This window comes from Pseudomonas sp. PDM22 (assembly GCF_014851965.1).
Taxonomy (GTDB): Bacteria; Pseudomonadota; Gammaproteobacteria; order Pseudomonadales; family Pseudomonadaceae; genus Pseudomonas.
On sequence record NZ_JACVAR010000005.1, the window covers coordinates 219993 to 233401 of the forward strand.

Sequence of the window (13409 nt, forward strand, 5' to 3'; positions counted from 1 at the left end):
AGATGCGTCTTTTCACGCCTGCAGAAATCCCTCGGAACCGGCCAAAGCGATACTCAAACCAATTACGACACATCATTTAGTGTTAGACATTCATTTCTGTATCATTTAAAAATACAGCCATGGCCAAGGCCACCCTACGAACAAGACAAAAGGCTGGAGACACAGCATGTACGCACAACTGGTTGAGACCGGCGTGAAGCGCATCAAGGCGCTGGAGGAGATGTCCCCCGAGGAACGCGCCTTCCAGGAAAAGATCGATGCCGAGGTGAAGATCGAGGCAAAGAACTGGATGCCCGACGCCTACCGCCAGACGCTGATCCGGCAGATTTCCCAGCACGCCCACTCCGAGATCGTCGGCATGCTGCCCGAGGGCAACTGGGTGACCCGCGCGCCAACCTTGAAGCGCAAGCTGCAGCTGATGGCGAAGATCCAGGACGAAGCCGGCCACGGCCTCTACCTCTACAGCGCCATGGAAACCCTGGGCGCCGACCGTGATACCGAGATCGCCAAGCTGCACAGCGGCAAGGCGAAGTACTCCAGCATTTTCAACTACCCGACGCTGAACTGGGCCGACATGGGCGCAGTGGGCTGGCTGGTGGACGGCGCCGCCATCGTCAACCAGGTGGTGCTGCAGCGCACCTCCTACGGCCCCTACTCCCGCGCCATGATCCGCATCTGCAAGGAAGAGAGCTTCCACCAGCGCCAGGGCTACGAAATCCTCCTGACCATGATGCGCCACGGCAACCAGGCGCAGAAGGACATGGTCCAGGACGCCATCAACCGCCTCTGGTGGCCCGCCCTGATGATGTTCGGCCCGAGCGACGCCGACTCCCCCAACAGCGCCCAGTCCATGGCCTGGAAGATCAAGCGGCAGAGCAACGACGAGCTGCGCCAGCGCTTCGTCGACCAGACCGTGCCGCAGCTGGAACTGCTCGGCTGCACCGCCCCGGACCCGGACCTGAAATGGAACGAGGAGCGCGGCCACTACGACTTCGGCGACATCCAGTGGGAAGAATTCTACGAAGTGCTCAAGGGCAACGGCCCGTGCAACACCGAGCGCGTCGCCACCCGCCGCAAGGCCATCGAAGACGGCGCCTGGGTCCGCGAAGCCGCGGTCGCCTACGCCCGCAAACAACAACAGAAGAAAGACGCAGCCTAATTCCGCCTCTGAGCTAGCGAGCTAGAGCAGAACTAGGCGGAAACAGGCGCGGGCGCGGAGTTTAGGTTTGTAAATGAGCAAGCCCGGGACTGTTTCCAACGACGTTATGCCGACGCGCAGCAGCTCATGCCTGATGAGCAGGAGAACGCCATGAGTGAGTGGACCCTTTTTGAAGTTTTTGTACGCAGCAAGCACGGCCTGAACCACAAGCACGTTGGCAGCGTCCACGCCGCCGACGCCGCCATGGCCATCGAGAACGCCCGCGAGCTCTACACCCGCCGCAACGAAGGCGTCAGCCTGTGGGTCGTGCCCTCCGCGCTGATCACTGCCTCCTCCCCCGACGAGAAGGACCCGCTGTTCGATCCGTCGCAGGACAAGGTGTACCGCCACGCCAGCTTCTACGAGCTGCCGCCCGAAGTCGGCCACATGTGAGATCGCGTGCATGAATCCGCATAACGACAAGATCGAATACCTGCTGCGCCTCGCCGACAGCGCCCTGATCCAGGGCCAGCGCCTGTGCGAATGGTGCGGCCACGCCCCGGCGCTGGAAGAAGAACTGGCACTGATGAACGTCGGCCTCGACCTCGTGGGCCAGGCGCGCAACTGGTACGAGTACGCCGTGGAACTGCTGGACGACGGCCGCGACGCCGACGCCCTGGCCTTCCGCCGCGACGAGCGCGCCTTCCGCAACCTGCTGCTGGTGGAGCAGCCCAACGGCGACTTCGCCGTGACCATCACCAAGCAGTTCCTCTATGACGCCTGGCACTTCCACGTGCTGCACGCCCTGAGCGCCTCCAGCGACGAGCGCATCGCCGCCATCGCCGCCAAGGGCCTGAAGGAAGTCACCTACCACCTGCGCCGCTCCGGCGAGTGGATGCAGCGCCTGGGCGACGGCACCGAGCAGAGCCATGCGCGCATGCTCGCGGCGATCCCGCAGGTGTGGCGCTTTACCGTCGAGCTGTGCAATGCCGACGAGATCGAGCAGCGCCTGTTCGCCGACGGCGTCGCGCCGAACCCGGAAGAACTCGCCGCCGCCTGGAAAGCCAAGGTCGCCGACATCTTCGCCGCCGCGACCCTGCCGCTACCCCAGCCGGCGGTGAACTTCTACCTCAGCGGTCGTCGCGGTGTGCATACCGAGCACCTGGGCATCCTCCTGGCCGAGATGCAGTTCCTCCAGCGGGCCTACCCCGATGCGACCTGGTGAGCTGATTACCAGCGACCGCGGCGCGCGCGCAGGCTCCGCTGACGACCTCAGCCATGCCTGGAACGTGCTCGGCGCGGTGATGGACCCGGAAGTGCCGGTGGTCAGCGTCGTCGAGCTGGGCATTGTGCGCGGGCTCGACTGGCAGGACGGGCATCTGCACGTAGTGGTCACCCCGACCTACTCCGGCTGCCCGGCCACCGAGGTCATCGAGCAGGACATCCAGCACGCCCTGGAACACGCCGGCTTCGCCGCGCCTCAACTGGAGCGCAGGCTGAACCCGGCCTGGACCACCGACTGGATCAGCGACAGCGGCCGCGAAGCGCTGCGCGCCTACGGCATCGCTCCGCCGGCCGGCAGCACCAGCAAGCGCAGCCTGCTCGGCGAAAGCCCGGAAGTCTGCTGCCCGCAGTGCGGCAGCGCGCACACCGAGCTGCTCAGCGAGTTCGGCTCGACCGCCTGCAAGGCGCTGTACCGCTGCGTCGACTGCCGAGAGCCATTCGATTACTTCAAGTGCATCTGAGCGGCGGCGCCGCCGGAGAAGAACAATGAGCAAGTTCCACAGCCTGAAAATCAAGGAAGTGCGCGCGGAAACCCGCGACGCCGTGTCCATCGCCTTCGACGTCCCGGCGGACCTGGCCGACAGCTTCCGCTTCGAGCACGGCCAGCACCTGGTCATGCGCACCCAGCTCGATGGCGAGGAAGTGCGCCGCTCCTATTCCATCTGCAGCGGCGTCAATGACGGCGAACTGCGCGTGGCGATCAAGCGCGTGCCGGGCGGGCGTTTCTCCGCCTACGCCAACGAAGCATTGAAGGTCGGCGCCAGCCTGGAAGTCATGCCGCCTGCCGGCCATTTCAACATCGAACTGGACCCGGCGCGCCATGGCAACTACCTGGCGGTCGCCGCCGGTAGCGGCATCACGCCGATCCTGTCGATCGTCAAGACCACCCTGGAAACCGAGCCGAACAGCCGCGTCACCCTGCTCTACGGCAACCGCTCCAGCAACGCCGCGATGTTCCGCGAGCAGCTCGAAGACCTGAAGAACCGCCACCTGCAGCGCCTCAACCTGATCTTCGTGTTCAGCCGCGAACAACAGGACGTGGACCTCTACAACGGCCGCATCGACGCCGACAAGTGCGGCCAGTTGTTCAGCCGCTGGCTCGACGTGAAGAGCCTGGACGCCGCCTTCATCTGCGGCCCGCAGGCGATGACCGAGACCGTGCGCGACCAGCTCAAGGGCAACGGCATGCCGGCCGAGCGCATTCACTTCGAGCTGTTCGCCGCCGCCGGCAGCGAGAGCAAGCGCGAGGCCCGCCAGGCTGCCGCCGCGATCGACAGCGCGAAGAGCCAGATCACCGTGATCAGCGATGGCCGTGAGCTGTCCTTCGAGCTGGCCCGCAACAGCGTCAGCGTGCTCGATGCCGGCAACGAACACGGCGCCGAGCTGCCCTACTCCTGCAAGGCCGGCGTGTGCTCGACCTGCAAGTGCAAGGTGGTATCCGGCGAGGTGGAGATGGACAGCAACTTTGCCCTGGAGGACTACGAAGTGGCGGCCGGCTACGTGCTGAGCTGCCAGGCGTACCCGATCAGCGACAGCGTGGTGCTGGATTTCGACCAGCTCTGAGTCGTAGCTGCGGACTCAACCAGTAGGAGCGCCCCATGGGCGCGCTCCTACAGGGAGCGCCGTGCTCCAAATGCTCCAGCGCCATCGGCCCACAAGGCTCCTGGCGAACCTTATCCGGCGGCCCAGTCCCGCCACTTCACAAGCACCGCCGTCGCCCACCCGGCGCGGCGGTCACCGGCAGCAGCCGGCACCCTTGCGTAGCGATCCGGAGGAAGACAACCATGGCCCAAGAGCCAATCCTGCAAAGTTTCATCGGCGGCCGCTGGGTCGGCCAGCATGGCGCCCAGGCGCTGCGTAGCGCGCTCAACGGCCAGACCGTCGCGCGCACCCACGAAGAGACGCTGGACTTCGGGCGAGCCGTCGCCCACGCCCGCGAGCAGGGCCTGAAAGAACTGATGTCCATGGACTTCCAGCAGCGCGCCCAGCGCCTGAAGGCCCTGGCGCTGTACCTGACCGAGCGCAAGGAACAGCTCTACGAGATTTCCCGCCACAGCGGCGCCACCCGCGCCGACAGCTGGATCGACATCGAAGGCGGCGCCGGCACCCTGTTCGCCTACGCGGGCGTCGGCGGTCGCGAGCTACCCTCGGGCAACGTCGTCCATGAAGGCCCGGCGATCCCGCTGGGCAAGACCGGCAAGTTCGCCGGCAGCCACATCCTGGTGCCGCGCGGCGGCATCGCCGTGCACATCAACGCCTTCAACTTCCCCATCTGGGGGATGCTGGAAAAGTTCGCGCCGAGCTTCCTCGCCGGCATGCCGTGCATCGTCAAGCCGGCCACCGCCACCAGCTACATCACCGAGGCCGCCGTGCGCGTGATGCATGAGTCCGGCCTGCTGCCGGCCGGCAGCCTGCAGCTGATCATCGGCGGCACCGGCGACCTACTGGACCGCTTGCAGGGCCAGGACGTGGTGACTTTCACCGGCTCCGCCGACACCGCCGCCAAGCTGCGCGTGAACCCCAACCTGATCCGCAATTCGGTGCCGTTCAATGCAGAGGCCGACTCGCTGAACTGCGCCATCCTCGCCCCGGACGTCACCCCGGACGACGAAGAGTTCGACCTCTTCGTCAAGGAAGTGGCCCGCGAGATGACCGCCAAGGCCGGGCAGAAATGCACCGCCATCCGCCGCGCCATCGTTCCCGCCAGGCACATCGACGCCGTTGCCGAGCGCCTGCGTGAGCGCCTGGCCAAGGTCGTGGTCGGTGACCCGTCGGTGGAAGGCGTGAAGATGGGCGCCCTGGCCTCCCACGCCCAGCAGTCCGACGTTGCCGAGCGCGTCGAAGCACTGCTGAAGTCCAGCGAGCTGGTCTTCGGCGCAAAAGATGGCTTCGCCCCGCGCGGCGACGGCGTCAGCGAAGGCGCATTCTTCGCCCCGACCCTGCTGCGCAGCCGTGACCCGCACGCCGAAGGCGGCGCCCACGACATCGAGGCCTTCGGCCCGGTGAGCACCCTGATGGCCTACGACGACATCGACGAAGCCATCGCCCTTGCCGCCCGCGGCAAGGGCAGCCTGGTGGCGAGCCTGATCACCCGTGATCCGCAGGTAGCGGCGAAAGTCGTTCCGGCCATGGGCGCACTGCACGGCCGCCTGCACATCCTCGACCGCGAGTCCGCCGCCGAATCCACCGGGCACGGCTCGCCGCTGCCGGTGCTCAAGCACGGCGGCCCGGGTCGTGCCGGTGGCGGTGAAGAACTGGGCGGCCTGCGCGCGGTGAAGCACTACTTGCAGCGCACTGCCGTTCAGGGCTCGCCGACCATGCTGATGGCCGTCACCGGCGAATACGTGCGTGGCGCCAAGGTCTACGAGACCGAAGTGCACCCGTTCCGCCGCTACTTCGACGATCTGAAGATCGGCGAGTCGCTGCTGACCCACCGCCGCACCGTCACCGAGGCCGACCTGGTCAACTTCGGCTGCCTGTCCGGCGACCACTTCTACATGCACTTCGACGAACTGGCAGCGAAGGATTCGCAGTTCGGCAAGCGCATCGCCCACGGCTACTTCGTGCTCTCGGCGGCGGCCGGCCTGTTCGTCTCCCCCGGCGTCGGTCCGGTGCTGGCCAACTACGGCCTGGACACCCTGCGCTTCATCAACCCGGTGGGCATCGGCGACACCATCCAGGCCCGCCTGACCTGCAAGCGCAAGATCGACCAGGGCAAGAAGAGCCCCAAGGGCGAGCCGCAGGGCGTGGTGGCCTGGGACGTGGAAGTCACCAACCAGCTCGGCGAACTGGTGGCCAGCTACGACATCCTCACCCTGGTGCTCAAGCGCGCGTGATGCGCTGAGCGTAGAGACTCCGGTGTCATCTTCGACCGGCCTTCGGGCCGGTTTTTTCATGCCTGTGAAAAATGAAATCCGGAAGCGGCCTGCGTGCAGTCCGAATCGCGAGCAAGGGCGCAGGGCGGATAACGCTGGCGCGTCATGGGCCCGACAGACCAACGATCCGCGCGGACGTCTTTGCGCATTTCTGATATCGCCCCACCCCGCGCCCTTCGTACCTTCTCCCTGCCCGCCGCAGCTGACGGCGGGCGCGTGCACCAACCCATAAAACAACAAGAAGGGCCGCTCCATGATTCCACGCATCCACCGCTCGGCACCCGCCGAACACCTCCCTTGCCCGCAACGCTCCGGCGCCCGCGGCTGACTGCCGTTCACTCCTCATCACTTACAGGCAAGGGACAACCACCATGCTCAAACAAGGCGTACTCCGCTGGCCCCAGATCGCCGGGCTCGGCATTTCACTGGTCATCGCCGGGCAGTTCTCCGGCTGGAACTACGGCCTGGCCAGCAGCGGCTGGGCCAACATGCTCGTCGCCACCCTGCTGATGGCCGTGCTCTGCGGCGGCCTGGCGCTGTGCGTGTGCGAACTGTCCACCGCGCGGCCCCATGCCGGCGGCGTGTTCGCCTACGCGCAGCTGGCCTTCGGGCCTTTCGTCGGCTACCTGGTTGGCGCGACCTGTGCGCTGGCGCTGACCATCGGCACCGGCGCGGCCGCCAACTTCCTCGCCGCCTACATGGAGTCGGTGTTCGGCTTCGGCGGCTGGTCGGTGCGCATCGGCCTGTTCGCGGTAATCATCGGCATTCACATCGTCGGCGTCGGCGAGGCCCTCGGGCTGACCCTGCTGGCCGGCGCCGTGGCGGCCATCGCGCTGCTGGCCTTCGGCGGCGCCATGCTGCCCCACGTGCACTGGGAAAACCTGCTGGCCACTAGCGGCAGCCCGCTGCCCAACGCCAGCAGCGCACTGCCGGGCGTGAGCGTCGCTGGCGTTTTCGCCTGCGTGCCCTTCGCCATCTGGATGTTCATCTGCCTGGAGCAGGTCGCCTCCGCCGCCGAGGAAGCCGCCGAGCCGGGCCGCAGCATGCCGCGCGGGATCATCGCCGCCGTCGCTACCCTGCTGCTGACCGCCCTGACCGTGGTGATCAGCGCGCCGGGCGCAGCCGGTGTGGAAGTGGTCGGCAATGCGGGCGACCCGCTGTACGCCGCCATGACCCACGGCGGGCTCTACGGCGAGCGTGACTGGCTGCCGCTGCTGGTCGGTTCCGGTGCCGTGTGCGGCCTGCTGGCGACCTTCTTCTCGGTGGTGTTCTCCGCCTCCCGCCAGCTGTTCGCCCTGGCCCGTGACGGTTTCTTCCCCGCCGCCCTGGCCCGCACCAACCGCCGTGGCTCGCCTTACGGCGCCCTGCTGGTGCTGACCGTGATCGGCCTGCCGCTGACCCTGGTGCCGCCGGAAAAACTCCTGCTGTGCATCGTCCTGCTGCTGGGCAGCTGCCACCTGGTGCTGTTCGCCGCCTACCTGCGCCTGCACCGCACCCAGCCCGGCCTGGTGCGCCCGTTCCGCCTGCGCGGCGGCCCGCTCGTGGCCAGCGTCGGCATGCTGCTGACGCTGGTGGTGATCGCCGCCTGCTTCCAGCTCGAAGTGGCGATGCTCAGCGCCCTGGCCCTGGTGGTCGCCGCCCTCATCCTCAACTACCTGCTGCGCGCCGCATCCCGCGCCGGCAAGCCCCTGGAGAATGCCGAGAATGTCTGAACCCACCCTGCTGCAACGCCGCCACCAGGTCATGGGCGATGCCTCGCCGCTGTTCTACGACGAGCCGCTGGAGCTGGTGAAAGGCGACGGCGTCTGGCTCATAGACGCCGCCGGCAAGCGCTACCTGGACTGCTACAACAATGTGCCCTGCGTCGGCCATTGCCACCCCAGGGTGGTGGCGGCCATGGCCGAACAGGCGGCGACGCTGAACATCCACACCCGTTACCTCAACGAGCGCGTGGTGCGCTACGCCGAGAGCCTCACCGCGACCTTCGCAGAGCCCCTCGACAGCCTGATGTTCACCTGCACCGGCAGCGAGGCCAACGAGCTGGCCCTGCGCATCGCGCGCTTCGCCACCGGCAACAAGGGCGTGATCGTCAGCGACTACAACTACCACGGCAACACCACCAGCCTGGCGGCAGTGACTACCGCGCTGCCCAGCTCCGAGCCGTTCTCCGCCCACGCGCGGGCCGTGCCGATCCCCTGCCTCTACCATGCCGACGGCACGCCCGAGCAAATCGCCGAGCGTTACGTGGCCAAGATCGCCGAAGCCATCGCCGAGCTGCAGGCAGCCGGCGTCGGCCTGGCAGCCATGCTGATCGACACCCTGTTCGCCAACGAAGGCATCCCCCGTCTCCCGGCCGGCTACCTGGAGCGCGTGGCGAAGCTGGTGCGCGATGCCGGCGGCCTGCTGATCACCGACGAGGTGCAATCGGGCTTCGCCCGCACTGGCGACCACATGTGGGGCCACCAGTCGCACCCGCTGGTGCCAGACATCGTCACCCTCGGCAAACCCATGGGCAACGGCTTCCCCCTGGCGGGCGTGGTGACCAACCGCGAGCGCGTGGAGACCTTCGGCCGCAGCAACATGTACTTCAACACCTTCGGCGGCTCGCCGGTGGCCGCGGCCGTCGGCCAGGCGGTGCTCGACGTGATCACCGAGCAGGACCTGCAAGGCAACGCCCGGCGCCAGGGTGCCAAGCTCAGCGCCGAGCTGCACCGCCTCGCCGAGCGCCACTCGATCATCGGTGACGTTCGCGGCCAGGGTTTGTTCTTCGCCGTGGAGCTGGTGCGCGACCGCGCCAGCCGCGAGCCGGCTGGGCTCGAAGCGCGGCGCATCGTCAACCGCATGCGCCAGCGCGGCGTACTGATCAGCAAGATCGGCGGCGACGACAACATCCTCAAGATCCGCCCGCCACTGGTGTTCGAGGCCGAGCACGGCGAGCTGTTCATCGACACCCTGGACCAGGTCCTGAGCGAACTCTGAGGAGCCACCATGAACGACTTTGCCAAGGCTGGTTTCGCAGAGCTTGATCACGACCAGCAGATCGCCTGCCTGCGCGACCTGGCGCTGGACGCGCTACGCCTCTGGGACGGCGATTTCGTCGGCCTGGAACTGCTCAAGTACCGCGAGAACGCAGTGTTCTGCGCCACCCGCAGCGACGGCACCCGCAGTGCCCTGCGCGTGCACCGCGGCGGCTACCACAGCGAAGCGGCGCTGCGCTCGGAGCTGACCTGGATGGAGCAACTGGCCGCCGGCGGTATCGGCGTGCCGAGCATCATCCGCACCCGCAGCGGCGAGCACCTGGCCGAGGTGCGCAGCACCGCGCTGGAAGAATCGCGCTTCGTCGACATGCTCGGCTGGCTGTCCGGCAGCACCCTGGGCTCCGCCGAGCAGGGCCTGAGCGCCGATGGCGATATCGAGGCGCTGTTCCACCAGGCCGGCGCCGTGGCCGCGCGCATCCACCTGAATTCGGCCCAGTGGCGCCAGCCCAACGAATTCACCCGGCACGCCTGGGACGAGGAAGGCCTTGTCGGCGCCAACCCGTTCTGGGGGCGTTTCTGGGAGCTGGACCTGCTCAGCACCGAGCAGCGCGAGCTGCTCCAGCGGGCACGCCAGGAAGCCCGCCTGGACCTGCGCCGCTACGGCCGCAGCCTGGGCAACTTCGGCATGATCCACGCGGACCTGGTGCCGGAGAACCTGCTGCTCGAAGGTGGCGAGCTGCAGCTGATCGACTTCGACGATGCCGGCTTCGGCTGGCACATGTTCGAGCTGGCCACCGCGCTGTACTTCTGCCTGGACGACCCGCGCCTGGCGCAGATCCAGGCGGCGCTGCTGGCCGGCTACGACTCGGTCAAGCCACTGTCGGAAGCCGACCGCGCCGCCCTGCCGCTGTTCCTCGCCCTGCGCGGCACCACCTACCTGGGCTGGGTGCATACCCGACGCAACAGCGAAACCGCGCGGGAACTGGCGCCCATGCTGATCGAGCGCGCCTGTACACTGGCCGCCGCCTACCTCGCCGGCCGCTGAAACTGGCAGAGCGCCGCAACACCCTGGCGCGCAGGCACAAGCCTGCGCGCCAGCACTGACCGATACTCGGCGCACAACCGAGGTGACCCGCAATGACCGGCATCGCCCGCCACCAGGCAACCGACTCCGATGAACTGGCCTGCGCCCTCGCCGGCTGGAGCCAGGACTACACCCAGCTCGGCCACGGCCGCCTGCAGGCGGAGCTGCTGCATGTGCAGTTGCCCGGCGCCTCGCTGATCTACGAACACTCCAACCTGCACCTGCACGAAAACATGGCGCCGCCCGCCGGCCACCTGGTGATCGGCATCCCCCTGCGCGCCAGTGCCGATTCGCGCTTCAACGGCCAGGCCCTGCACGACGACACTCTGCTGGTGCTCGAAGGCGGCCGCGAGCTGGAAATCTGCGCCGCCGGGGAAATCCACATGCTCGGCCTGACCTTCAGCCAGCCACAGCTGGAACGTCTGCTCGGCGCCGAGGAACGTGAGCTGTTCGAGCGCGCGCTGCAGCAGCGGCGCCTGGAGCTTTCCCCTACCGGCGCCGGCGACCTGCGCCGCAGCCTGTGCGACGCCCTCGCCGCCTTCGAAAGCGAGCCGTGGCGGGTGGATGATCCGCAGCAGGCCGGGCATGCCGTGGCCCTGGTGCTCAGCCACGTACTGCAAGCGCTGGAGGAAATCCTCCCCGGCAATGACCGCGAAGGCGCGCCGCGCTCGCTGCAGCAGCATCGCCGCCTGGTGCTGGCGGCCATCGAACGCATGCAGGCCGACCTCTCCGAACCGCTGTCGCTGCTGGAACTGAGCCAGAGCCTGAACACCAGCCAGCGCACCCTGCAGTACTGCTTCCGGCAGATCTGCCAGAGCACGCCGCAGCAGTTCTTCCTCAGCCTGCGCCTGGCCGAGGCGCGCCGCCGGCTCAAGCAGGAGCCGCAGCAGAGCATCACCCACCTGGCGCTGGACCTGGGGTTTGCCAGTTCCAGCCATTTCTCGGCTCTCTACAAACGCCTTTACGCCGAGCAACCGTCGGTAATTTCCCGCGCACGCTGAAGTCCGAGCCGCGTGTGGGAGCGGGCCATGCCCGCGATCGCGCGCATGGCGCGCTCCTACAGGGGACCGCGCGAGCCAAAAAAGCCCAGCGTCCATCTGGCAACCACACCCAATCACTTGGCAGACAGGAGCAACGGCACAGGGCCAGCCCTTACTTAGCATCGGCAGAAGTCACATCCCCTCAATCGACAATAACGAAACGGATGCCTTCACCATGACCCACGCCGCCGTGCTGCGCCCCACCCTGCTCGCCCTGCTCATCGCCGGGGCCAGTTCCGCCAGCGCCTACGAGCTGTACGCGACCGACGACACTCACCTGAACGCCGATCTCTCGGCGACCTTCGGGCTGTTCCACAGCCAGGAACGCTACAACATGACCGGCACCCTGGATGAGGGCTCGTCGTCCTGGCAGGAAGGCTTCATCAAGTACGGCCTGAGCGGCGACCAGAAGCTGGGCGGCGCGGGCACCGCCTACGGCGCCTTCAACCTGCTCAGCTCCGGTACCTGGGGCGATGGCGACGCCGCCGGCTTCAGCGACGGTTCCGAGCGCACCACCAAGATCGAGGACGCCTATGCCGGCTGGCGCTCGGCCGGGCTGTTCCCGGTGCTGGGCGAGGATGGCATCGACCTGTCCTTCGGTCGCCAGAACATCGTGGTCGGCGATGGCTTCCTGATCGACGGCGACGCCCTGAACATGGGCAAGGGCCTGGCCGACGGCGAATACAACCGTGGCGGCGGCTACTACCTGGCGGCGCGCCGCGACTTCGACGAAACCGCCGTGCTGCGCATCGGCGGCAAGGAAGGCTGGCGCGGCGACCTGATGCGCCTGAAGTCGGACAACCGCGCCCAGGCCAACTCCGAGCTGTATGTCGCCACCCTCGAACACGTCGCCCCGGAAGCCACCTTCGGCCTGACCTACATCGACGTCACCGACGTGGACGAGCGCTACGCCTCGCCCATCCAGCTCGACCGCAAGGACATGAAGACCTACAGCCTGCGCGGCACCGGCAATGCCGGCGTGGAGAACCTGTTCCTCTCCGGCGAATACGCCTGGCAGGACAAGCGCGACGCCCAGTACACCGACGACACCGCGAACGCCTGGTACCTGGAGGCCGGCTGGACCTTCTCCGACGTCACCTGGAAGCCCTATATCAGCTACCGCTTCAGCCGCTTCTCCGAAGGCTATGACACCCTCTTCTACGGCTTCAGCCGTGGCTTCGGCACCTGGTTCCAGGGCGAGGTGGCAGGCAACTACTCCGGCCCGTTCAACAACAACACGCGCGTACACAACGTCGGCGCCAGGGTCACCCCGCTGGAGAACCTCTCCATCGGCGCGCAGTACTTCGACTTCCACACCCTGGACACCGACCTGGGCAACACCGACGGTCGCGAGCTGGACCTCTACGCCGAGTGGGCGATCAACGAGCACCTGGTGATCATCCCGCTGGTGGGCCTGTACCAGCCGAAGAAGAGCGCAGCCGAAGGCGGCACCCAGATCGGCAACGACAACAGCAACCTCTACAGCCAGTTGCTGTTCTCCACCACGTTCTGATCCAAGGATTCGAAGCATAAGGAAAGCCCGCCATGCCCAGCCTCCTGACGTCCATCCAGGGCCGTATCACCTGGCTGGCGGGCCTCTGCCTGATCCTCGTCGCCAGCGTCCTGATCGGCCTTTCGCTGTACCAGGCGCGGCAGGACAGCCGTACCATCCAGCACGACAGCGGCGAACTGTTCGCCGTTGCCGCGCGGCACAACCTGGAAACCCAGGGCCAGGTGCAAGCCCTGCTGATCCGCGAGCGCCTGCAGAACAACCTGCTGCTCGGTGAAGGCTTGCTGCGCACCGTGCAGAGCCTGCGCGCGCAACAGCACCAGGGCGGCCTCGACCCCGCCGCGCTGCGCACCGCCCTCAATCATTCGATGGCCGATACCCTCGGCGCACACCCGGAGCTGCTCGGTCTGTTCCTGGTGTTCCAGCCCGATGCGCTGGACGCCGCCGACAGCCAGTTCGCCGCCCGCGAAGACCTGGGCAGCAACGAGACCGGCCGTTTC

11 protein-coding genes are annotated in these 13409 nt (G+C 67.2%); all 11 read left to right on the plus strand.

Annotation, left to right across the window (positions count from 1 at the left end; translation table 11 throughout):
- Window positions 1–166 precede the first annotated feature (166 nt).
- The 11 genes from paaA (at window position 167) to IB255_RS19025 (ending at window position 12912) form a co-directional block, all read left to right on the plus strand.
- Window positions 167–1159, plus strand: coding sequence for a 1,2-phenylacetyl-CoA epoxidase subunit PaaA (gene paaA, locus IB255_RS18975; protein ID WP_081519793.1), 993 nt, complete (start codon window positions 167–169; stop codon window positions 1157–1159).
- 150 nt (window positions 1160–1309) lie between these two features.
- Window positions 1310–1591 carry a 1,2-phenylacetyl-CoA epoxidase subunit PaaB gene (gene paaB, locus IB255_RS18980; RefSeq protein ID WP_017520939.1) on the plus strand — a complete coding sequence of 94 codons (282 nt, stop codon included), beginning with the start codon at window positions 1310–1312 and terminating at the stop codon, window positions 1589–1591.
- Between the two features lie 10 nt (window positions 1592–1601).
- Window positions 1602–2363 (plus strand): 1,2-phenylacetyl-CoA epoxidase subunit PaaC, encoded by a 762-nt coding sequence (gene paaC, locus IB255_RS18985; RefSeq protein WP_081519792.1) that lies wholly within the window; start codon window positions 1602–1604, stop codon window positions 2361–2363.
- Window positions 2350–2883 (plus strand): 1,2-phenylacetyl-CoA epoxidase subunit PaaD, encoded by a 534-nt coding sequence (gene paaD / locus IB255_RS18990; RefSeq protein WP_081519791.1) that lies wholly within the window; start codon window positions 2350–2352, stop codon window positions 2881–2883. The genes paaC and paaD overlap by 14 nt, the downstream gene beginning before the upstream one ends.
- A gap of 25 nt (window positions 2884–2908) precedes the next feature.
- Window positions 2909–3985 (plus strand): 1,2-phenylacetyl-CoA epoxidase subunit PaaE, encoded by a 1077-nt coding sequence (paaE, locus tag IB255_RS18995; protein WP_192210688.1) that lies wholly within the window; start codon window positions 2909–2911, stop codon window positions 3983–3985.
- Between the two features lie 221 nt (window positions 3986–4206).
- Window positions 4207–6258 (plus strand): phenylacetic acid degradation bifunctional protein PaaZ, encoded by a 2052-nt coding sequence (paaZ, locus tag IB255_RS19000; protein WP_081519789.1) that lies wholly within the window; start codon window positions 4207–4209, stop codon window positions 6256–6258.
- Between the two features lie 410 nt (window positions 6259–6668).
- Complete coding sequence (locus IB255_RS19005; RefSeq protein WP_192210689.1) at window positions 6669–8009, plus strand: amino acid permease; 1341 nt, start codon at window positions 6669–6671, stop codon at window positions 8007–8009.
- Entirely contained in the window at window positions 8002–9276 is a 1275-nt protein-coding gene (locus IB255_RS19010) for an aspartate aminotransferase family protein (protein ID WP_192210690.1), read from the plus strand. Before IB255_RS19005 ends, IB255_RS19010 begins: the two co-directional genes overlap by 8 nt.
- A 9-nt stretch (window positions 9277–9285) precedes the next feature.
- On the plus strand, window positions 9286–10320 hold the full coding sequence (locus IB255_RS19015; protein WP_081519786.1) for a phosphotransferase enzyme family protein: 1035 nt from the start codon (window positions 9286–9288) through the stop codon (window positions 10318–10320).
- A 92-nt stretch (window positions 10321–10412) separates the two neighbouring features.
- Window positions 10413–11360, plus strand: a complete 948-nt coding sequence (locus IB255_RS19020) for a helix-turn-helix domain-containing protein (RefSeq protein WP_081519785.1) — start codon at window positions 10413–10415, stop codon at window positions 11358–11360.
- 214 nt (window positions 11361–11574) lie between these two features.
- Window positions 11575–12912 (plus strand): hypothetical protein, encoded by a 1338-nt coding sequence (locus tag IB255_RS19025; protein WP_192210691.1) that lies wholly within the window; start codon window positions 11575–11577, stop codon window positions 12910–12912.
- Window positions 12913–13409 lie beyond the last annotated feature (497 nt).